Here is a 21,198-nt window from a genome sequence, read left to right on the forward strand (position 1 = left end):
TGCGCGCAAGAAAAAAGCCCTGCCGAACGGCAGGGCTCCATCTCGATCATCACAAGATCGCTACTCGACCTTCAGGCCGGCGAACTCGACGACCTTCTTCCACTTCTCGGTCTCGGCCTTGATCTCTTCGCCGAACGCCTCCGGCGTCTGCACCCGCGGCTCGCCGCCGAGTTCGACCAGACGCTTGGCCATGTCGGGCTCCTTCATCAGCGCGTTGACCTCTGCGTTGAGCTTGGCGATGATCTCCTTCGGCGTGTTCTTCGGCGCACCCATCCCGAACAGCGCGCTGGCCTCGTAGTCCTTGACGGTCTCTGCGATCGCCTGCACGTCGGGCAGCTGCGGCGAGCGCTGCGCGGTGGTGACGCCGATCGCCCGCAGCGAGCCGGAGCGGATGTGCTGGATGATCGAGGGCATGTTGTCGAAGATCACCTGCACCTGGCCGCCCAGCATGTCGGTGATCGCGGGCGCAGCGCCGCGATAGGGCACGTGCTGCATCTTGCAGCCGGTCATGGCCATGAACATCTCGCCGGACAGATGCACCGAGGTGCCGTTGCCTGACGAGGCCATGTTGACCTTGCCGGGATTGGCCTTCACATATTCGATGAACTCGGCGACGTTCTTGGCCGGCACGTCCTTGTTGACGGTCATCACGTTCGGCACACGCTGGAACGAGGCGACCGGCGCCATGTCGCGCACGAAGTTGAACTTCAAGTTGGCGTAGAGCGAGGCATTGATGTAGTTGGCCGGGTTGACCAGCTGCAGCGTGTAGCCGTCGGGCTCGGCATTGATGACCGATTCGGTGGCGATATTGTTCCCGGCGCCCGGCTTGTTCTCGACCACGAATTGCTGGCCGAGCTTTTCCGAGAGCCGCTGGCCGAGCAGCCGCGCCAGGATGTCGGTGGCCCCGCCCGGCGGATAGCCGACCACCCATTTCACCGGACGGGCCGGGTAATCGGCGGCAAGGGCCTTCGACAGCGGGGTGGCTGCAAGCGGACTGGCGGCGAGCAGGCCCAGCGCGGTACGGCGAGTGATCATCTCAAGGGTTCTCCCAGTGTTGTTCTTGAAAGTCGGATAGCTTGAAGGTCGCGTCGGTTGTAACAAAGCCTGCCACAGGCGCAAAGTGCGCAGCGCGCATCACGACGAAAGGATGAGACATGCAGATCAAGGTTCACGCCCTGGATCATCTCGTGATCAATGTCACCGATGTCGCGGTGACCGCGGAGTGGTATCGCAAGATTCTCGGCATGGAAGTCAAGCTGTTCGATCCTGGCGGCGGCAAGCCGCCCCGCACTTTGCTTGAATTCGGTAACCAGAAGATCAACGTCCGGCAACGCGATGCAGATAAAGTGGAGTGGTTCACCGCCGGCCACCCGACCGCCGGCAGCGAGGATCTGTGCTTTCTCACCTCGGCCACACCGGACGAGGTGGTGGCGCATTTGCAGGCACATGGCGTCGCCATCGAAGCAGGCCCAGGCCCGAGGCAAGGCGCGCGCGGCACGCTGCGCTCGGTCTATTGCAGGGACCCTGATGGCAGCTTGATCGAGATCTCGTCGTACGAGGATTGAGGCCGACAGGACCGCACCGCCCCAAGCACCGTCATTGCGGACTGTCCCCCAATTTGCGTCCCACGCCATTGGATGGCAGGAAGACGCAATCATCAAAAAGCAGCCGCCGGCAAGATGCAGGCTGCACGGGAGGACACATGGCTATCCAGAAAACCGCTGCCGGAATCGTGGGCCCCTTCGACGGGCTCGACGTGCCCTGGCTCTTGAGGATGCGCGCCGAGGCGCGCAGCTCCCATCCGTTCCTGATCTGGGCGCCGTTCGACGCGCCGGCGCCGCACTGGAGCTATGGCGAATTTCACGAGCGCGTCGGTGCGCTCGCGGCAGGGCTGGCCAGGCGTGGCGTCAAGCCCGGCGAATATGTGCTCATTCACCTGGACAATTGCATCGAGGCGATGCTGGCCTGGTTTGCCTGTGTCGAACTCGGCGCCATCGCGGTCACCACCAACACCCGCTCGGCGCCGGCGGAGATCGAGTATTTCGCCGATCATTGCGGCGCAGTCGCCGCGATCACGCAGCCGGCCTATGCGGAAGTGGTCGCGCAGAACTGCCGCAACATTCGCTGGATGGCCGTGACGTCGCATGATGCCGGCACGGCGCCCGCACAGGCCGTCTCGCGCGGCGACAGTTTCGAGGCGCTGTTTGCCGACAGCGCCGACCGCCCGCAGCGGGCGGCCGATCCGCTGGCGCCTTGCAGCGTGCAGTACACCTCCGGCACCACGTCGCGGCCGAAAGCGGTGCTGTGGACCCATGCCAATGCGCTGTGGGGTGCCAAGATCAACGCCGCGCACGAGGATCTGCATGCGAGCGACGTGCACCAGACCTACCTGCCGCTGTTCCACACCAATGCGCTGGCCTACTCCATGCTGGCGACGCTGTGGGTCGGCGGCACCTGCGTGATCCAGCCGCGCTTCTCCGCCAGCCGGTTCTGGAGCGTCGCGCGCGCGCACGGCGCGACCTGGACCTCGACCATTCCGTTCTGCATGAAGGCCCTGCTCGAGCAGGAGATCCCGAAGGACCACAAATTCCGCCTGTGGGGCACGGCGATCAACGAGCCGCCGGCGTTTGCCGCCTTCGGGGTCAAGGTGATCGGCTGGTGGGGCATGACCGAGACCATCACCCACGGCATCGTCGGCGAGGTCGATCAGCCCAACATCCCGATGTCGATCGGCCGCGCCGCGCCCGAATACCAGATCCGCATCACCGACGACGACGGCCGGCCGACGGAAGTCGGCGGCACCGGCAACCTCGCGATCAAGGGCATTCCCGGCCTGTCGTTGTTCGCCGAATATCTGCACAACGAGAAGGCGACGCGCGAGAGTTTTGACGAGCACGGCTTCTTTCTCACCGGCGACCGCGTCGAGCGGCTTCCGAACGGCTACATCAAGTTCGGCGATCGCGCCAAGGACATGCTGAAGGTCGGCGGCGAGAACGTCGCGGCCTCCGAGATCGAGCAGGTGATCGCGCTGGTCCCGGGCGTGCGCGAGGCGGCGGTGGTGGCGAAGACGCATCCGATGCTGGACGAGGTGCCGGTCGTCTTCATCATCCCGCAGGGCGGCGTCGCGGGCGCCGCGCCCGACCTGCAAGACAGGGTGATGGCCGCCTGCCGCAAGGGCCTCGCCGACTTCAAGGTGCCGCGCGAGATAAGATTCGTCGACGACATGCCGCGGTCGACGTTGGAGAAGGTGGCGAAGGCGGAACTCAGGAAGATGGTGGGGTGAAATTCGTAGGGTGGGTTCGCCGAAGGCGTAACCCACCAACTTCGTTCGACAAACGCGGAAGCATGGTGGGTTACGCCTGGCGCCTGCGCTTCGCGCAGCCGCGAGGCTAACCCACCCTACGGCATTTCGCCTAGAACGATCCCAGCGCCACCGGCCGGAACGCCTGCAGCAGCTGCTGGTCGAGCTTGCCGCCCATGCCTTCCATCATCGTGAACGCGCGGGAGTGAGTGAAGGGCATGCGGTAGGCGCGCTTCTCCACCAGGGCGGCGTAGATGTCGACGATCGTCGTCAGCCGCACGATGTCGCTGATCTGGTTCGACGACAGGCCGTTCGGATAGCCGGAGCCGTCGAGGAATTCGTGATGATGCAGCACCACATCCAGCATCTCCGGCGGGAAGCCGCCTTGCGCGGCGAGCGCTTCATAGCCGCGACGCGGATGCTGGCGCACCTCTTCCATCTCCTCGTCGGTGAGCTTGCCGGGCTTGTCGAGCAGCGCGGCGGGAACGAAGGCCTTGCCGACGTCGTGCAGCAGCGCGGCGCGGGTGAGGCGGCGCTGGTCATCCTCGCGCATGCCGAGATGCTGGGCGAAGGCGACGGCGAAGCCGGTGACGAACAGGCAATGGCGATAGCTGCCGACATGGTGGCAGCCGACCGTGGTCAGCCATTCGCGCAGCGAGGAATGCTTGATCGCCTTCAGAATCTTGCTCTCGGCCGCAATGACGTCGTCGAACGTCAGGGGCACGCCGAGCGGCATCTTCTCGAACATCCTGACCAGCACCACGTGCGCCGCCTCGACGCCGCGGTTGAGCGTCTTGCCGCGATCGGTCGCGTCATAGGCGGCAGTGTCCGGGAAGGCGGCGCGGATGCGCTGCAGGATGGCCTCGGGCTGAAGCGGCCGCGAGATGGTGTCGGTGGCCCCCAACGCCCATGCCTGCATGGTGCCGTGATGCAGGGCGTCCGCGAGCACGAACAGCCGCGGCATCGAGCGATAGGCATCGCCGCGCAGCTTGTTGCGGACCCGCTGCACGCTCTCGGGCGAGCGCAGGTTGATGTCGACCACGAGACCGGAGAGATCGCGCGCGGGTTGGGCGGGGATGGCCTCCGTCGTCACTGTCGAGACTTCGCCGACCGCTTTCAGAATGCTGGCGAGCTCGCTGCTCTCGTCGCTGCGATCGGAGGCGAGCAGAAGCCGACGTTTGGCGGCGGGTTTCGCTGAGGCGTTCATGACTTCCCCAAGGCACGGGACGGAATTTGGCGTCAGCCTAGGCCGGATCAGGTTCTCCGGCCCTTAAGAGGCGTGCTCAATGGAACCCTTGGGAATCGCGCGCAATTTTAGGGATTTCGGTTCCAGGGCCGGAACGGCAGCGGCGAAAACAACCCCATGCACAGTAGAACGGCCATTGTAAATGCTGGGCTTTTTCGAGCGGCGGAGGAAGGCTATCGAGACAACAACGGGCTCATGCGCAAGGACGTGTCGCGCGATCGAAATCATCCCGGCTAGAATGAACGCGAAACAAGAGGGGTGGAAACAATGCCTGAGATCAATCGGGACGGCGTCGGGATCTACTATGAGGTTCATGGCGAGGGGCCGCCGTTGCTGCTGACGCACGGCTATTCCTCGACCTCGGCGATGTGGCATGGGCAGGTCGCTGCGCTCGCGAAGGATCACAAGCTGATCTTGTGGGACATGCGCGGCCACGGCCAGTCCGATTATCCCGATGATCCGAGCGCGTACAGCGAAGCGCTGACTGTCGGCGACATGGCGGCGATCCTCGATGCGGTCGGAGCGAAGCGCGCCATCATCGGCGGTCTCTCGCTCGGCGGCTACATGTCGCTCGCGTTCTATCGCACCCACCCGGAGCGGGTCCGCGCGCTGTTGATCATCGACACCGGTCCCGGGTTCAAAAAGGACGACGCGCGCGAAGCCTGGAACGCGCGGGCGCTTGCCACCGCTGACAGGCTCGACCGCGAAGGCCTCGAGATGCTGAAATCGGCGACGCGCGAGCGCGCCACCGCGAGCCACCGCAATGCCGGCGGGCTGGCGCTTGCCGCGCGCGGCATGCTGACCCAGCGCGATGCGCGCGTCATGGAGCTATTGCCCGAGATCAAGGTGCCCAGCCTGATCGTGGTCGGCGCCGACGACACGCCGTTCCTCGCCGCGTCCGACTACATGGCGGCAAAGATCCCCGGCGCACAAAAGGTCGTGATCCCCGCGGCCGGACACGCCGTCAACATCGATCAGCCCAAGGCCTTTGTTGACGCGGTCGCGCCTTTCCTGAACAACTTGCCGGCACAGGTCGATCAAGCAAGGACGTAGGCGATGAAGCTGATGATGCTGGCTGCGGGCGCGATGTTGCTGTCGATATCCGCGCAGGCCGAGCCGTTCGGCGCCATACCGCCGCGCCAGCCCTTCGTCGCGACCTTGTCGAACAACACGCCGCTCGCCTTCGGCATGGATGCGGAGCAAACCGCGCGCGCCCTCGGCCAGCCGCTGCGATATGTCCGCGGACGTCCGGGCAACGAGATCTATCTCGCGCTGCGCAACATCGGCGGCAGCGGACTGATCCCCTACCGTCACCGCCTGTTCCTGCAATTCCGTCACGGCCGGCTGGCAGGATGGAAGGAGGACTACGGCGAGAACTGGATGTGGGAGTGAGGTATCTACCCTCATCCTGAGGAGCTTGCGCAGCAAGCGTCTCGAAGGATGAAGGCCCGGCTGAGGCGTCGAGGGCCTCTATCCTTCGAGACGCGCGCGAAGGGCGCGCTCCTCAGGATGAGGGGTGAGAGCTGAAATTGCCGATCGAAGACCAACCAAGAAGGACAACCCGCGTGGGACAGGACATCAGACTGACGACCTCCGACAATTTCCAGCTCGGAGCCTATCGCGCTGACCCCTCCGGCACGCCGAAGGGCGCGGTGGTGGTGATCCAGGAGATCTTCGGGGTCAATCACCACATCCGCTCGGTCTGCGACCGCCTCGCCAAAGAAGGCTATGTCGCGATCGCGCCGTCGATCTTCGACCGGACGTCGCCAAATTTCCAGTCGGGCTATTCGCCCGACGAGATCGCGGAGGCGCGCAAGTTCGTCGCCAATCCGGATTGGGCCGCGATGCTGCGCGACACGCAAGCCGCGATCGATGCCGCAAAGAGCGTCGGCCCCGTCGGCATCATCGGCTTCTGTCTCGGCGGCAGCGTCGCCTTCGTCGCGGCGACGCGGCTGTCGGGGCTGAAGGCCGCGGTGGGCTATTACGGCGGCGCGGTCGTGCGCTTTGCCGACGAGACGCCGAAGGTGCCGACGCAGCTGCATTTCGGCGAGAAGGATGCCGGCATCCCGCTCACCGATGTCGAGACCATCAAGTCGAAACGGCCCGACGTCGAGGTCTTCATCTATCCGAGGGCCCAGCACGGCTTCCATTGCGACGAGCGCGCCAGCTACGACAAGGCCAGCGCCGACATTGCCTGGCCGCGCAGCATGGATTTTTTCGCGAAGCATTTGAAATAGAGCGCGCGCTTCTCTCCACCGTCATTCCGGGATGCGGCGCGAAGCGGGGCAGGCCCGGAATCCATCGGGCGTCAGAGCCGGTCGAGGAATGGATTCCGGGCTCGCGCTACGCGCGCCCCGGAATGACGAAGGAAAGGTTCGGGCTGAAACCTAGAACCAGCGCTCGCCGACGAACACGGTATCGCCCGGGCTGAGGGGGGTGCCGAGCGGCACCACGGCGCGCATGGCGCCGCCGTTCTCGGTATGCGTGATGGTGACCAGGTCGCGCTTGGCGCGCGGCGAGAAACCGCCGGCGATGGCGACGGCGCTCTCGACCGTCATGTTCGGCACGTAAGGATATTGGCCGGGCGCGAGGACCTCGCCGAGAATGAAGAACGGACGATAGGCCTCGATCTCGACCGCCACGGACGGCTCGCGGATGTAGCCGTTGCGCAGGCGCGCGGCGATCTCGCCGGCCAGACCTGCCGTGGTGCGGCCGCGCGCCGGCACGGCGCCGATCAGCGGCATGGTGATGGAGCCGCCGGCGTCGATCGCATAGCTGTTGGTGAGGCCTTCCTGGCCGTAGACCACGACGCGAAGCTTGTCGCCGGCGTCGAGATGGTAGGAGGTGCCATTGCGTACCACCATCGGCGCGGCGTAGCCGACCGGCATGGGTGCGGGCGAAGCGGCAAAGGAGTTGCTGAGCGCCGCGATGGCGCCGCCGCCGTTGTTGGCAACCACGACCGGCTGCGGCGCAGCGTAAGGCTGGCCATAGGCCATGGAGTCGAGATCGGGACGAGGTTGCATCACCGCAACGGGACCGGTCGTCTGCATGCAGCCGCCAAGGACGAGCGCGGCGGACGCTGCCAAGGACGCCAAGTTCGACCATCGAAACGCGCGTGCAACCGGCACCGGACCCATCCCTCGAAACGAGACAGCTCCAGTGATGCACCGCTTATGGTTAATAAAGCGTTGAGTGTCTTACCCTCCCCTGGAGGGTAAGCAAGATGCGTCCTTCGACTACACGCTCACGCCGAGATCAATCCCGGGAATAGCCGATCAACGGCTTGCGCGGGCGGAACAGGATCATCAGCAGGATACCCAGAATGCCGAGCACGGCGAAGACCGGCTGATCCAGCACGAGGCGGATCACCGAGGTCCAGAGCCAGGGGGCCTTGGCCTCGACCCAGGTGCGGAACGCCGCCTGGCTGGCCTGATTGATGTCGTTCCAGAACTGGCCGAACCGGGTGAACCTGAGGGTCTGGTCGGCCACCCAGCGGGCGCCGTCATAGACCATGAAGATGAACCCGCCGGCGAGCAGCAACAGCCCAATCAGTCGGAAAAAGCCGCGGATCATGCCTCACCTACGATGGTCGTCCGGTCGGATGACCTCCTGGAACATTGCCAGCCAATAGCCGGACGACGGCAGAAATTCAACCTCTTCAGGGCGTTACGGTACAGATCCGGACCGTCAAGGGCCGGATCTCGGCCTCCCGAAAGCGTTGACGGTGCGAACGAGCCTCTCTATAAGGGCGCCAATTGGCGGTGGGCGCAATCCTGCCGCCGCTGTTCTTTGAGCAGTTGCAGGCACCTTGAGCTTGAAGCCACTCTCGAGCTTGAAGACTCTTTGGAGCCTCAGAGACAGCCGCAAGGCCGTCGCTCATGTTCCAGGAACGGCCCAGCAACCGAACACCCTAAATCCGAGCGTCGATTACGCGGTCAAGCAAGCCGGCGCTACCCGACCAAGACGCGACCGGTACCCGCAAAGGACATTGAGACCATGGCCAATACCACTTCCGCCAAGAAAGCGACGCGCAAGATCGCCCGCCGCACCGCCGTCAACAAGTCGCGCCGCACCCAGATGCGCGGCGCCGTGCGCACCGTCGAGGAAGCCATCAAGACCGGCGATCGCGCCGCTGCCGTGAAGGCGCTCGCGACTGCCGAGCCCGCTCTGATGCGCGCCGCCCAGCGCAACATCATTCACAAGAACAACGCCAGCCGCAAAGTCTCGCGCCTCACCGCGCAGATCGCCAAGCTCGCCAAGTAGTCTCGCGAAGTAGCCTCGCGACATCATCTGATCGGTCGATCCGGTCAGCGCGTCAAACAGCCCGGCATCGCGCCGGGCTTTTTTGTTGACTGTCATATTCACGCAAGCGGTCAAGCGACGTTCGATCGTGGACACACCGTCTGCGTTATCTTGCCGACGACGTGCAACGGCGGAAGCTTCACCGCGTTGCAAAAACCCCTGCGCCGCGGGCACGAATTGAATCGGCGGCAACGAGAGTTCTGCACACCGTAGATTCACTGGACCGCGTGTGCCGTGGAGTTACCCTGCAAAACGAGTCTCGAAAAGCGATGCACCAATAATCACTTATCAACATAGCAGCGACAAGCATTTGGAAAATTCGCTCACACGTCCGGCGCGTGACGAATTTGTTAAAAAATTTTGGCGGTGGCCGAAAATTGTCACACACCGCGCGACATTCTCGATTCTGTGCACGGATTCAAAAACTTGCTTCGGAGCCTGTGAACAACCCGCGCGCGGCGTTAACCGAGGTCAAGTTTTTTGACGCCTCAAGTGTGAATCAATTTCGTTGCGAGTCTTTCCGCTTAGTGTATTCCTTAAGTCGTCAGCGGCGCCCACGATCTTCAGACCAGTGCGGTTTAGGAAACGGGGCGAACGTGCAAATCGGCGGCGGTGTGCACGTAGGCGACGCTTCAACAAGCGATGTCGGTTCAAAACCCATAGCAGTATGGGAATGGTAGCTGTTTGTCTGAATGTCTCCAAGCGGGATCTTCTCGCTCGCGCCCAGCGCAACAGGAGAGACATCGCAATGCTATCCCGGCACGCAAGGTGGCGAAGTCGAGCGGACGACCAGTACATTGGGCAGGCATCCGCGACAGGAGTACGGCGCGGTTGTCTTCAGGACACGCAGGACCCTGTCGTGAGTGATCACGGCAGGACGGGGAGGTATCATGTCTTACGGACTCAACGCGGTATTGAAGCACGTTTCCTATTCCAACGATGCCGTTCCAGCTCCGTCGGATCTCCCGCCTCCCGCGTGTGACGAAGCGCCGAGTACGCGCTGACCTCGCGACCCCTCCATCCCAGACATCGCTGATCCGACTTGCGGCGTCCGCGCCGAACGGTCGAGCCATGCCTGACGATGGACTCGCTTGAGGTCGCGCCACTTCAGGGACCGTGGCAGGAACCCTGCATGGCGCTCACCACGCAACTATATCTCTCGAGAGAAGTTTTCTGACGATGACAATGGAACAGGATCGCTGGTCACGCGTGAAGGGTCGGCTGCGCTCGAGCGTTGGCGAGGACGTTTACACGAGCTGGTTTGCACGCATGGATCTGGAAGGCGTGCAAGACGAGAGCGTGCGGCTCTCGGTGCCGACGCGTTTCCTGAAGAGCTGGATCCAGGCGCACTACGCCGAGCGCGTGCTGTCGTGCTGGCAGGCCGAGATGCCGGAGGTGCATCGCATCGATCTCACCGTTCGTTCCGCTGTGCGCCCGGTGGTGCAGACGAAAGATGTGCCCGCGCCGGTCGAGGCGCGCCGCGCGCCGACGCCGGAGCTGCGCTCGACCGCGACCGCTCCGGTCTCGGCCAATCACGACGCGCTCGGCGGCTCGCCGCTCGATCCGCGCCTGACCTTCGCGAGCTTCGTCGTCGGCCGCTCCAACACGCTGGCGCATGCGGCCGCGCGCCAGGTCGCCGAGGGTCGCCGCGGCGACCCCGTGATGTTCAACCCGCTCTACATCCATGCCGGCGTCGGCCTCGGCAAGACGCACCTGCTCCAGGCGGTAACCTGGGCCGGCAATTCCGGCAACGAGCGCAAGGTGCTTTATCTTACCGCTGAAAAATTCATGTACGGCTTCGTCGCCGCGCTGAAGACGCAGACGGCGCTGGCCTTCAAGGAAGCGCTGCGCGGCATCGACGTGCTCGTGATCGACGATCTGCAGTTCCTGCAGGGCAAGTCGACGCAGGCCGAATTCTGCCACACGCTGAACGCGCTGATCGACGCCGGCCGCCAGGTCGTGATCGCAGCCGACCGTCCGCCGTCCGACCTCGAAAGCCTCGATGACCGCGTGCGCTCGCGTCTCGCAGGCGGGCTCGTGGTCGAGATGGGCTCGCTCGGCGAGGAGCTGCGCCACGGCATCCTCAAGTCGCGCGTCGCAGCTGCCCGCGCCCATCATGCGACGTTCGAGGTGCCCGAGGAGGTGCTGCACTATCTGGCGCGCACCATCACTCATAACGGCCGCGACCTCGAAGGGGCGATCAACCGTCTGCTCGCGCATTCCAAGCTCAACAACCGGCCGGTGACGCTGGAGATGGCGGAGCACGAGGTGCGCGACCTGGTCCGGCCGCAGGAGCCGAAGCGGATCAAGATCGAGGACATCCAGCGCGTGGTGGCGCGGCAGTACAATGTCAGCCGCTCCGACCTGTTGTCCTCGCGCCGCACCGCCAACGTGGTCCGCCCGCGCCAGGTGGCGATGTATCTCGCCAAGACGCTGACCTTGCGCTCGCTGCCCGAGATCGGCCGCCGCTTCGGCGGACGCGACCACACCACCGTGCTGCACGCGGTGCGCAAGATCGAGGCGCTGGTCTCGAAGGACACCGCGCTGTCGGAAGAGGTCGAGTCGCTGAAGCGCCAGCTTCAGGAGTAAGGGCCTACTTCTTTGGCCTCTCCCCGCCTGCGGCGGGTCAATCGTCGAGGAGGCTCGCGCACACCGGCGGCCCCACAGCGTCATGGCCGGGTTTGTCCCGGCCATCCACGCCCTACCCTGCGGCACCAAGAACGTGGATGCCCGGGACAAGCCCGGGCATGACGGCTTGAGACAGCCGAAACTGCCTGTAAATCGTGGGGAACTGGCGCCAATCCCTTGAATCCGGTGGCCATCCGGGCCACCTTGCGCGACCCTGACGGCTTTGGTCATATCGGGTGGATGATCCGGCTTCTCGGGGTCTTCGGTGCCGTGGCGCGCGTCCCGCCGCCCGGCCGTCTCAACGCTGTGTTTTCCTTGGGGATCGGGCGAGTAGTGCAATGAAGGTTACGGTCGAACGCGCGCAACTCCTGAAGTCGCTGGGCCATGTCCACCGCGTGGTCGAGCGCCGCAACACGATTCCCATCCTCGGCAACGTGCTGGTTCGTGCCGAGAACGCGAAATTGTCGCTGAAAGCGACCGACCTCGACCTCGAAGTGACGGAGACGCTGCCGGCGGAAACCGCGACCGCCGGTTCCACCACCGTGCCGGCGCACATGTTCTACGACATCGTGCGCAAGCTGCCCGATGGCTCGCAGATCGTGCTGGAAGCCGACGGCGACCGCGCCGTGCTGGCGATCCGCGCCGGCCGCTCGCGCTTCACGCTGCAGACGCTGCCGGAGAACGATTTCCCGGATCTGGCCGCAGGTGACATGTCGCACTCGTTCTCGCTCGCCGCCAAGGACGTCAAGCGGCTGATCGACCGCACCCAGTTCGCGATCTCCACCGAGGAGACGCGCTACTACCTTAACGGCATCTATCTGCACGCCGCCGGCACGCCGAAGGCCGCCACCCTGCGCGGCGTCGCCACCGACGGCCACCGCCTCGCCCAGCTCGACCTGGTGCAGCCCAAGGGCGCCGAGGGCATGCCCGGCGTGATCGTGCCGCGCAAGACCGTCGGCGAGGTGCAGCGCCTGATCGAGGATACCGACGCCGAGATGACGATCGAGCTGTCGCAAGCCAAGATCCGCTTCACCATCGGTAACGTGGTGCTGACCTCGAAGCTGATCGACGGCACCTTCCCCGACTACGGCCGCGTCATCCCGCAAGGCAACGACAAGGAGCTCGTCGTCGACAAGAAGGATTTCGAGAACGCGGTCGACCGCGTCTCCACGATCTCCAGCGAGCGGGGACGGGCGGTCAAGCTGTCGCTGTCGGCGGGCAAGTTGGTGCTGTCGGTGACCAACCCGGATTCCGGCAGCGCGACCGAGGAGCTCGAGGTCGAATACGCTTCCGATGCCCTCGATATCGGCTTCAACTCCCGCTACCTGCTCGACATCGCCGCCCAGATCGAAGGCGACGTCGCGACCTTGAGGCTCGCCGACCCCGGCTCGCCGACGCTGGTGCAGGACCGCGACGACAAGAGCGCCCTGTACGTGCTGATGCCGATGCGGGTGTGAGACCTACCAACATCCCGACCTATCAACTACATCCGTCATGGCCGGGCTTGTCCCGGCCATCCACGTCTTCGGAGTCCAAGAACGTGGATGCCCGGCACAAGGCCGGGCATGACGAAAAGCGGATCCCATGACCCCCTCCCGCATTCATCGCCTGACGCTGACGCATTTTCGCAATTATCGGGCGGCGGGGCTCGAGACGGCGGCTGACATGGTGGCGCTGGTCGGGCCGAACGGGGCGGGCAAGACCAATTGCATCGAGGCGATCTCGTTCCTGTCGCCGGGGCGCGGCCTGCGGCGGGCGACGCTGGAGGACGTTGCCGACAACCAGGGCGACGGCTCCTGGGCGGTGGCGGCGCAGGTCGAGGGCGCGCTGGGGCTCGCGACGCTCGGCACCGGCATCGACGCGCCGCGCGCTGACAGCTCGGCGAGCCGGCGCTGCCGCATCGACCGCGAACCGGTGGGTTCCGCCAGCGCCTTCAGCGACCACATCCGCATGGTGTGGCTGACGCCGGCGATGGACGGACTATTCATGGGCGCAGCCTCGGAGCGCCGGCGCTTCTTCGATCGCCTCGTGCTCGCGATCGACAGCGAGCATTCCAGCCGGATCAACGCACTCGAACGCTCGCTGCGCTCGCGCAACCGCCTGCTTGAGACGCGCAATTACGACGACCATTGGTGTGACGCGATCGAGCGCGAGACCACGGAGCTTGCGGTCGCCGTCGCGGCCACGCGCGGCCAGACCGCGGCAAGGCTCACCGGCATGCTCAACGCGCGCGCGCAGGAATCCGCGTTCCCGTCTGCGCAAATCGCGCTCGACGGCTGGATGGAGAACGCGCTGCTGACGGAGACCGCGACCTCGGTCGAGGATCGCTACCGCCAGATCCTGCGCGACAACCGCCCGCGCGACGCGATCGCCGGCCGCACCACCGACGGCCCGCATCTCACCGATCTGCAGGTCGTCTATGCGCCCAAGAACATGCCGGCGCGCGACGCCTCCACCGGCGAGCAGAAGGCGCTGCTGATCGGGCTCGTGCTCGCACATGCGACGCTGGTCGCCGAGATGACCGGCATCGTGCCGCTGCTGCTGCTCGACGAAGTGGTCGCGCATCTCGATCCGAACCGCCGTGCGGCGCTGTTCGAGGAGCTGAAGAAGCTCGGCGCGCAGGTGTGGCTGACCGGCGCGGATCCTGCCGCGTTCACCGAGATCGGCGCGGGCGGCGAAGTCTTTGACGTCGAGAGCGGACGAGTCTCGGCCCGAAGGTAGGCCGCCACATTGAACCCGCCCGTTTCCATCAGCGACTAGCTGCTTGTGGCTGCTGGACGCCGCCATCGCGCGGGATTTCAGACACGCGCGATATCCTTGGAGCATGAGCATGGCGACGGTGGAGCGTGGGGCGCAAGCTCCGGCACGATGGCAGCTTGTTGCGTGCGGCCTCGCTCTCTTCGCAAGCTGCCTGCTCGCGGCAGGCGCCGGCGCCTTCGTGTCGAACCTGCCGCCGCTGTTCTCGGCCGCGCTGACGCTGGATCCGGCTGCCAAGCTGCCTGCGCCAACCCGCTACAGCTATCGTGGGATCCACACCACCGTGATGCCCGGCCTCGAAGAGCCGCTCCGGACCCGGCTCGAAGCCCGCGTGCCCGCGGCGCTCGGCGACGTCCTCGCCTTCTATCGAACCGAGCTGCGAAAGCTCGGTTGGCAGGAGCGGCAGGACACCGCGACGGTCACCGCCGATCGCGCGCGCCTCGCCTTCGTCTCCCCGATCGGGCCGGCAACGCTGGAGCTCGAGCGCAAGGACGGCAGCACCGCGGTCCGTCTCGTGCAGAAGAATTCCGATGTCGCAACCCGGGCGAACGTCCTGCCCGAACCCGGCCAGGCCAAGCTGGTGTTCAGCAACATCGGCGAGAACGAAGCCGTGCTCGCGATCAGCGAGCGCACCATCCCGCGCCCCGCCGGCGCCAATGCCGTCGCGCTGGACCTCGTGCCCGGCAAATATCCCTACGCACTGAGCGTGCCGGGCCGTCCGGCCACCACGAACGTGCTCACCGTCACGGCTGGCGATACCTGGGAGCTCACGGTCGGACGCGACGGAGAGGCGTGGCCGCCGCTCCAGCTGTATTGAGCCCTGCCTGCGCGCAGCTCATGCGCCGCCTGTTGAACCTGGCCGGTTCCTGCAGCGACTTCTCGTCTGAGGCCGCGCCGATGATGTCGCAGCCTGCAATTGCGCGGACATGAAGCCGCGCCCAAATCCGGAGCTTTGACGATGCCGATGATCCGGCGCGGGGCGCAAGCCCCGGCAAGATGGCTGCTGCTTGCCTGCATTCTCGCGATGGCGAGCGCCCCACATCCCGCGAGCGCGGCCGACGAAGGCATCGTCGACGTCCATACCCTGCCGCGGCTGGACGGCGCGGTGGAGGATACTTCGCGCCCGGACACCTACCGTGTGACGTACACCGTGCCGAGCGGGGTTGCCGCCGCGTCGGACGCGACGAAGAAGCTGCTGAGCGCGGACGGCTGGGTGCCCTATGTGTATCCGCTGGACGAGAAGAGCTCCACGCTGACCTTCAAGAAGGGACGGCAGGGGCTCCGTGCCTCCTTCACGCAGGCCCGCGGTCAGTCCGCGGTGTCCTACACGCCGAACCGGATCTATTCCAATGTGCCGTTTCCGGACGGCGCGACCGAACTCGTGTTCGACGAGACCCGGCCCTATCTCGGCTGCGTCGCGCCCGGCGCGCTCGATGCGACCTCGGCCTTCTTCGCCAAGGAGATGGCAACGATGGGCTGGCGCAAGCTCACGCCCGAGACTGCGGCACGCTGGCCGAACGCCGATCTCGCCGAGACCGTCCCGAACGGCATGCGCGTCTTCTACGACCATCCCGATGGCGACACGACGCAGTTCTACAAGCAGAAGCCGGTCATGCTGACCCTGACGCGCCGCGACGACGGAAGGACCAGTGTCGAGATCCGGGTGGCGCCGTTCGCGCTGCCGGAGGCGCTTCAGGCCGACGACGACATGGCCGGCCTGCCGCGCCCCAAGCCGACCAAATCTGCGCGGAGCCTCGGCGGCGCAAGCTCCAACAAGCGCGAGATCTCGGCGGCCGCGATGGCCGAGCTGCCTGCCGTGCTCGCCTTCTATCGTCGCGAGCTCGCCGCGCGTGGCTGGCAGGAGGATGGCAGCGCGCCCCTCGCACCCGGCGACGAGGTCGCGATCAGGATTTCCTCGGCAGAGGAAACCGCCGTGCTGCGGCTCGGCCGCAAATACGATTTCACCATGATCAGCCTGACCGCGCAGGTGAAGGACTCCGCGCTTGCCGCCCGCGCCAAGGCGAAGAAGGAGGCCGACGAAAAATTCCTTGGCGATGCGCTGGGCGCGGCGCAGCAGCTCATTGCCGCTGATGAGGCCAGGCGCAAGGCACAGGCGGCTTCCCTGTCCGATGCGCCGCTCAATGCGCGCGCCGACAGCAAGACGCCGGTGCCGCTGCCCGAGACCGCCGAGGGCGTGACGTTCGAGGGCGGCGACGGCCGGCTCGAATTCTCGTCCACGTCGACCGTGAAGGCGCTCGGCATGTTCTATCGCACGACGCTGAAGAGCTCGGGCTGGAAGGAGCAGCCCTCCGTCATCAACCAGCCCAACATGGCGGTGATGACGTTCTCCAGGGGCGGCAAGTCGATCTCGATGACCGTGATGCAGATGGGCCCGAAGGTGAATGTCCGCGCCAACGGATCGGGTCTGGTGACGGAAGCGGCCAAGCCTGCGCCCGGCACGGAGGTGGAGGTGCAGGCCAAATCGTCCGAGCCGCTCAAGCCAGATCCCGAGTCCCAACTGCCCGTGCCGACACAGCGTTCGCTAAAATCGTTTGCCACCACAAAGATGCCGGGCAACGAGGCGCCGTTCCGCCGCGAGCTGGCGGCCAGCATCCCGGCCCCGCTCGGCGACGTCCTCGCCTTCTACCGTGCTGAGCTGTCCAGGCTCGGCTGGCAGGAGAAGGCCGACGGCGCGACTGTGTCCGCAGAACGCGCGCAGATCGAATTCACCTCGCCACAAGGCCCGGCCGTGCTCAAGCTCGGCCGCGCCAAGGGCGAGACCACGGTCGATCTGGCGCAGAAGAATTCGGATGCCGCGGCCAAGGCCGACATCATGCCGAAGGCAGGCCAGGCGCGGCTTATGCTCGGAAACATGGGATCGAGCGAAGCCTCGCTGACGATCAACAAGCAGACGGTGAAGATCGCGGCCGGCGCCGGCGGCCCGCAATCGCCGAAAGGCCCGATGCTCGACCTGCCGCCCGGCAAGTACCAGTACGCGCTACGGCTGCCCGGACGCCCGGCCCGCACCGAAGCGCTGACCGTTGCCGCCGGCGAGGCCTGGGGCCTCCTGGTGGGGCCAGGCGGGGACGTGCTGCCGCTCCAGATGTACTGAGGCGACACCACGCCGCGGTGCACTCTCTCCCGCTGGCAGGCTTGCGGGAGAGGTGCCCCGAGCCGGTGGCCCGACCAGTGACCAGGAACCCGGAACCACCCGTTCCCGACCCGCAAAATCCACGTCTCACAGGACCCGGAACGAGCCCTCGAATCGGGCTTTTTGCAGTGCCGGAAATCGCCCTTCAAAAGCCTTGAAAATCGGCCTAAAAACCCCATCTGTTCAAAGGGTTGCCGGGAGATACTTTGCGCTAGGCGCAAGCGGTCTTTCGTGGCACAAATAGCCTCACAAATCAGCGCCTTTTGCGCCGCTGATTCGGGCGACATCTCGAAGGCCTCTCATGACAGAACCTGCTCGGCAGCCTGCTGCCGAAAACGAGCCCTCCACCGCGAGCGAATACGGGGCGGAATCGATCCGCGTGCTCAAGGGTCTGGACGCCGTCCGCAAGCGCCCGGGCATGTATATCGGCGACACCGATGACGGCTCGGGCCTGCACCACATGGTCTACGAGGTCGTCGACAACGCGATCGACGAAGCGCTCGCGGGCCATGCCACGCGGGTCGAAGTGATCCTCAATTCCGACAATTCCGTCACCGTGCGCGATGACGGCCGCGGCATTCCCGTCGACATCCACAAGGGCGAAGGCATCTCGGCGGCCGAGGTCATCATGACTCAGCTGCACGCCGGCGGTAAGTTCGACCAGAACTCCTACAAGGTCTCCGGCGGTCTGCACGGCGTCGGCGTCTCCGTCGTCAACGCGCTGTCGAGCAAGCTCGGCCTGCGCATCTGGCGCGACAACAAGGAGCACTATATCGAGTTCGCCCATGGCGATGCCGTCGCACCGCTGAAGGTGGTCGGCGACGCGCCGGGCAGGCGCGGCACCGAAGTTACGTTCCTGGCCTCGACCGAGACCTTCAAGAACATCGAATACGATTTCGCCACGCTCGAGCACCGCCTGCGCGAGCTCGCCTTCCTCAATTCCGGCGTCAACATCGTCCTCTCCGACATGCGTCATGCGGTCGAGAAGCGCGAGGAGATGCACTATTCCGGCGGCGTCGAGGAATTCGTCAAATATCTCGACCGCAACAAGAAGGCGATCGTGCCGGCGCCGATCATGGTGCGCGCGGAAGCCAACGGCATCGGCGTCGAGGCCGCGCTGTGGTGGAACGACAGCTACCACGAGAACGTGCTGTGCTTCACCAACAACATCCCGCAGCGGGACGGCGGCACCCATCTCGCCGGCTTCCGCGGCGCGCTGACGCGCCAGGTCAACGGCTATGCCGAGGCCAATGCAAAAAAGGAAAAGATCGCGCTGACCGGCGACGATTGCCGCGAAGGCCTCACCGCCGTGCTGTCGGTGAAGGTGCCCGATCCGAAATTCTCGTCGCAGACCAAGGACAAGCTGGTGTCCTCGGAAGTGCGTCCCGTGGTCGAGAACGTCCTCAACGAGGCGCTCCAGGCCTGGTTCGAGGAGCACCCGGGCGAAGCCAAGATGATCGTCGGCAAGGTGATCCAGGCCGCGGCGGCGCGCGAAGCCGCGCGAAAAGCGCGCGAGCTGACCCGCAAAAGCCCGCTTTCCGTCTCCTCGCTGCCCGGCAAGCTCGCCGACTGCCAGGAAAAGGATCCGGCCAAGTCCGAACTCTTCATCGTCGAGGGCGACTCGGCAGGCGGCAGCGCCAAGCAGGGCCGCAACCGCGAATTCCAGGCGGTGCTGCCGCTGCGCGGCAAGATCCTCAACGTCGAACGCGTGCGTCCCGACAAGATGCTCTCGTCGGAGCAGATCGGCACGTTGATCACCGCGCTCGGCACCGGCATCAGCGACGAATTCTCGATCGAGAAGCTGCGCTATCACAAGATCATCGTGATGACGGACGCCGACGTCGACGGCGCTCACATCCGCACGCTGCTGCTCACCTTCTTCTACCGCCAGATGCGAGACATCATCGACGGCGGCTATCTCTATATCGCCCAGCCGCCGCTCTACAAGGTCAGCAGAGGCAAGTCCGAGCAGTACCTGAAGGACGAGCGGGCACTGGAAGACTATCTGATCGACACCGGCCTCGACGACTGCGTGTTCCTTCCCGGCGCCGGCGGCGATCGCACCGGCCGCGACCTGCGTTCGCTGGTCGACGATGCCCGCGTCGTCCGCAGCGTCTTGCGCAATCTGCACAGCCGTTACAATCGCAAGGTGATCGAGCAGGCCGCCATCACCGGCGTGCTGAACAAGGCGATCTACGGCGATCCGGCGAAGGCTGCGGCCGCCGCGCAATACATCGCGAGCCGGCTGGACAATCAGTCCGAGGAGGTCGAGCGCGGCTGGATCGGCCAGTACGTGGAAGGTCAGGGCTTCCAGTTCGAGCGCACGGTGCGCGGCGTCAAGGAAACCGCCGTCATCGACGACGCCTTTCTCGGCTCGGTCGAGGCGCGCAAGCTCGACGAATACACCGGGAAGCTCCAGGACGTTTATGCCCGACCCGGCAAGCTCAGGCGCAAGGACGTCGAGCACATGGTCTACGGCCCGGTCGACCTGTTCGAGGCCGTCACCGACGCTGGTCGCAAGGGCGTCACGCTGCAGCGCTACAAAGGTCTCGGCGAGATGAACCCCGAACAGCTCTGGGAAACGACGCTGGACATCGATGCACGCTCGCTGCTCCAGGTGAAGGTCAAGGAGGTCGACGAGGCCGACGACATCTTCACCAAGCTGATGGGCGACGTGGTCGAGCCGCGCCGCGACTTCATCCAGGAACACTCGCTCAGCGCGACGATCGATATCTAACTAAAGCATGATCCGGAAAAGCGTGCAGCGGTTTTCCGGAAAGATCATGCTTGAACGACAACCTAAAGCGCGATGACGATTCATCCTAATCGCATCGCGCTTTAGGGGCCGGGATGGCTTTTGGCCAATAGCTCGGCCACGCAGCGGATGCTGCACGTTCCGACCCGGGTCGCGACGAGTCCGATGGCGGGCAACGGGCTCGACGGCATTCTTGGTGGGACCGCAAGGCTGCTAGATGGCCATCCCGCCCCAAACCTCGATGCGCTGCGCGTTGATCCAACGGTTCTCATCGGACAGCAGAGAAGCAATCATTGAACCGATATCCTCCGGTACACCCGGTCGGCCGAGCGCGGACACGTTGTCGCCCTGGGCATTCAGTTCGGGACTTTCCCAGACCATATCGTCACTGAAATCAGCTCGGATCGCCACGGGGACGACCGCGTTGACCGCGATGCCTCTAGCGCCGAGTTCTTTTGCCTGGTATCGCGTCAGCACCTCGATCGCAGCCTTGAACGCACCGTACGGCCCGCTACCGGGCACGAGGATTCGGGCGAGCCCACTCGACATGTTGACGATACGGCCGCCGTCCTTGATGAGAGGCAGCAACTTTTGAGTGAGAAAGAACACTGCTTTGAAATTCACCCGATAGATCGCATCGAGTTCTGCCTCGGTCGTGCTTTCCAACCCGCCACGATGCGAGATCCCGGCATTGTTGACGAGATAATCGAAACGTGTGGCGCCAAGAACTCCAAGTGCTTCGCGGAATTGCAGTACGAAACCGTCGAAGCTGCTCGCTTCCGCGAGATCAAGCTGCAAAGGAATGGCTCTCCGACCGATCTCCTCAACGGCTCTTGCAACCGCATCGGCCTCAGCAAAAGCAGTTTTGAAGGTGAAGATGCTGTCAACACCTCGCCTTGCCAGACTGAGAACCGTACTCCGCCCGATGCCGCGGCTGCCGCCCGTCACGACGGCGATTCTGCGGTCCTGTTCCATCGCTGCTCCTGCCGTTTGCTTTTTCAAGCGGTCTTGCGGAGAGGAGGAATATGGACCAGACTTGGACGCTCAAGGTGTTATGA

At 65.0% G+C, this 21,198-nt stretch carries 17 protein-coding genes; 12 read left to right on the forward strand and 5 right to left on the reverse strand.

Annotated elements, in window-relative coordinates; all coding sequences use genetic code 11:
• Nucleotides 1-60: 60 nt before the first annotated feature.
• The gene (locus EDE08_RS19195) at nt 61-1,035 is read right to left on the reverse strand and encodes a Bug family tripartite tricarboxylate transporter substrate binding protein (protein WP_061879874.1); all 975 of its coding nucleotides are present in this window, start codon (nt 1,033-1,035) and stop codon (nt 61-63) included.
• 119 nt (nt 1,036-1,154) lie between these two features.
• Here EDE08_RS19195 and EDE08_RS19200 point away from each other — a divergent pair, with 119 nt between their 5' ends.
• Together EDE08_RS19200 and EDE08_RS19205 are read left to right on the forward strand one after the other, a co-directional pair.
• Nucleotides 1,155-1,565, forward strand: coding sequence for a VOC family protein (locus tag EDE08_RS19200; RefSeq protein ID WP_131870353.1), 411 nt, complete (start codon nt 1,155-1,157; stop codon nt 1,563-1,565).
• 137 nt (nt 1,566-1,702) lie between these two features.
• Entirely contained in the window at nt 1,703-3,283 is a 1,581-nt protein-coding gene (locus tag EDE08_RS19205) for an AMP-binding protein (protein ID WP_131870355.1), read from the forward strand.
• A 130-nt stretch (nt 3,284-3,413) separates the two neighbouring features.
• On the opposite strand, the gene EDE08_RS19210 is transcribed toward EDE08_RS19205, so the two are convergent.
• On the reverse strand, nt 3,414-4,508 hold the full coding sequence (locus EDE08_RS19210; protein ID WP_131870356.1) for an HD domain-containing protein: 1,095 nt from the start codon (nt 4,506-4,508) through the stop codon (nt 3,414-3,416).
• Between the two features lie 306 nt (nt 4,509-4,814).
• Here EDE08_RS19210 and EDE08_RS19215 point away from each other — a divergent pair, with 306 nt between their 5' ends.
• From EDE08_RS19215 to EDE08_RS19225, 3 genes are all read left to right on the forward strand, one after another.
• Nucleotides 4,815-5,600 (forward strand): alpha/beta fold hydrolase, encoded by a 786-nt coding sequence (locus EDE08_RS19215; protein WP_131870358.1) that lies wholly within the window; start codon nt 4,815-4,817, stop codon nt 5,598-5,600.
• Nucleotides 5,601-5,603: 3 nt separating this feature from the next.
• Nucleotides 5,604-5,939 carry a hypothetical protein gene (locus EDE08_RS19220; protein WP_131870360.1) on the forward strand — a complete coding sequence of 112 codons (336 nt, stop codon included), beginning with the start codon at nt 5,604-5,606 and terminating at the stop codon, nt 5,937-5,939.
• A 173-nt stretch (nt 5,940-6,112) separates the two neighbouring features.
• The gene (locus tag EDE08_RS19225; RefSeq protein WP_131870362.1) at nt 6,113-6,784 is read left to right on the forward strand and encodes a dienelactone hydrolase family protein; all 672 of its coding nucleotides are present in this window, start codon (nt 6,113-6,115) and stop codon (nt 6,782-6,784) included.
• A gap of 150 nt (nt 6,785-6,934) precedes the next feature.
• On the opposite strand, the gene EDE08_RS19230 is transcribed toward EDE08_RS19225, so the two are convergent.
• Both EDE08_RS19230 and EDE08_RS19235 read right to left on the reverse strand, forming a co-directional pair.
• A complete protein-coding gene (locus EDE08_RS19230; protein ID WP_131870363.1) occupies nt 6,935-7,675 on the reverse strand; it encodes a polysaccharide biosynthesis/export family protein in 741 nt (246 codons plus the stop codon).
• Between the two features lie 127 nt (nt 7,676-7,802).
• Complete coding sequence (locus tag EDE08_RS19235; RefSeq protein WP_028178126.1) at nt 7,803-8,120, reverse strand: hypothetical protein; 318 nt, start codon at nt 8,118-8,120, stop codon at nt 7,803-7,805.
• A gap of 423 nt (nt 8,121-8,543) precedes the next feature.
• On the opposite strand from EDE08_RS19235, the gene rpsT reads away from it, so the two are divergent.
• The 7 genes from rpsT (at nt 8,544) to gyrB (ending at nt 20,122) form a co-directional block, all read left to right on the forward strand.
• A complete protein-coding gene (gene rpsT, locus EDE08_RS19240) occupies nt 8,544-8,810 on the forward strand; it encodes a 30S ribosomal protein S20 (RefSeq protein ID WP_035704405.1) in 267 nt (88 codons plus the stop codon).
• Nucleotides 8,811-10,028: 1,218 nt separating this feature from the next.
• On the forward strand, nt 10,029-11,438 hold the full coding sequence (dnaA, locus tag EDE08_RS19250) for a chromosomal replication initiator protein DnaA (protein ID WP_131870365.1): 1,410 nt from the start codon (nt 10,029-10,031) through the stop codon (nt 11,436-11,438).
• 377 nt (nt 11,439-11,815) lie between these two features.
• Nucleotides 11,816-12,934 carry a DNA polymerase III subunit beta gene (dnaN, locus tag EDE08_RS19255; RefSeq protein ID WP_131870366.1) on the forward strand — a complete coding sequence of 373 codons (1,119 nt, stop codon included), beginning with the start codon at nt 11,816-11,818 and terminating at the stop codon, nt 12,932-12,934.
• A gap of 127 nt (nt 12,935-13,061) precedes the next feature.
• Nucleotides 13,062-14,198: a DNA replication/repair protein RecF gene (gene recF / locus EDE08_RS19260; protein WP_131870368.1), complete on the forward strand. Its 1,137-nt coding sequence runs from the start codon at nt 13,062-13,064 to the stop codon at nt 14,196-14,198.
• 109 nt (nt 14,199-14,307) lie between these two features.
• On the forward strand, nt 14,308-15,051 hold the full coding sequence (locus EDE08_RS19265; protein WP_131870369.1) for a hypothetical protein: 744 nt from the start codon (nt 14,308-14,310) through the stop codon (nt 15,049-15,051).
• A 141-nt stretch (nt 15,052-15,192) separates the two neighbouring features.
• Complete coding sequence (locus EDE08_RS19270) at nt 15,193-17,346, forward strand: hypothetical protein (RefSeq protein ID WP_131870371.1); 2,154 nt, start codon at nt 15,193-15,195, stop codon at nt 17,344-17,346.
• A 340-nt stretch (nt 17,347-17,686) separates the two neighbouring features.
• Nucleotides 17,687-20,122, forward strand: coding sequence for a DNA topoisomerase (ATP-hydrolyzing) subunit B (gyrB, locus tag EDE08_RS19275; RefSeq protein ID WP_131870373.1), 2,436 nt, complete (start codon nt 17,687-17,689; stop codon nt 20,120-20,122).
• Nucleotides 20,123-20,353: 231 nt separating this feature from the next.
• Here gyrB and EDE08_RS19280 read toward each other — a convergent pair whose 3' ends face one another.
• Nucleotides 20,354-21,115, reverse strand: coding sequence for an SDR family NAD(P)-dependent oxidoreductase (locus tag EDE08_RS19280; RefSeq protein ID WP_131870374.1), 762 nt, complete (start codon nt 21,113-21,115; stop codon nt 20,354-20,356).
• Between the last annotated feature and the right edge of the window lie 83 nt (nt 21,116-21,198).

Source organism: Bradyrhizobium sp. R2.2-H, assembly GCF_004346455.1.
GTDB classification, from domain to species: Bacteria; Pseudomonadota; Alphaproteobacteria; order Rhizobiales; family Xanthobacteraceae; genus Bradyrhizobium; species Bradyrhizobium diversitatis.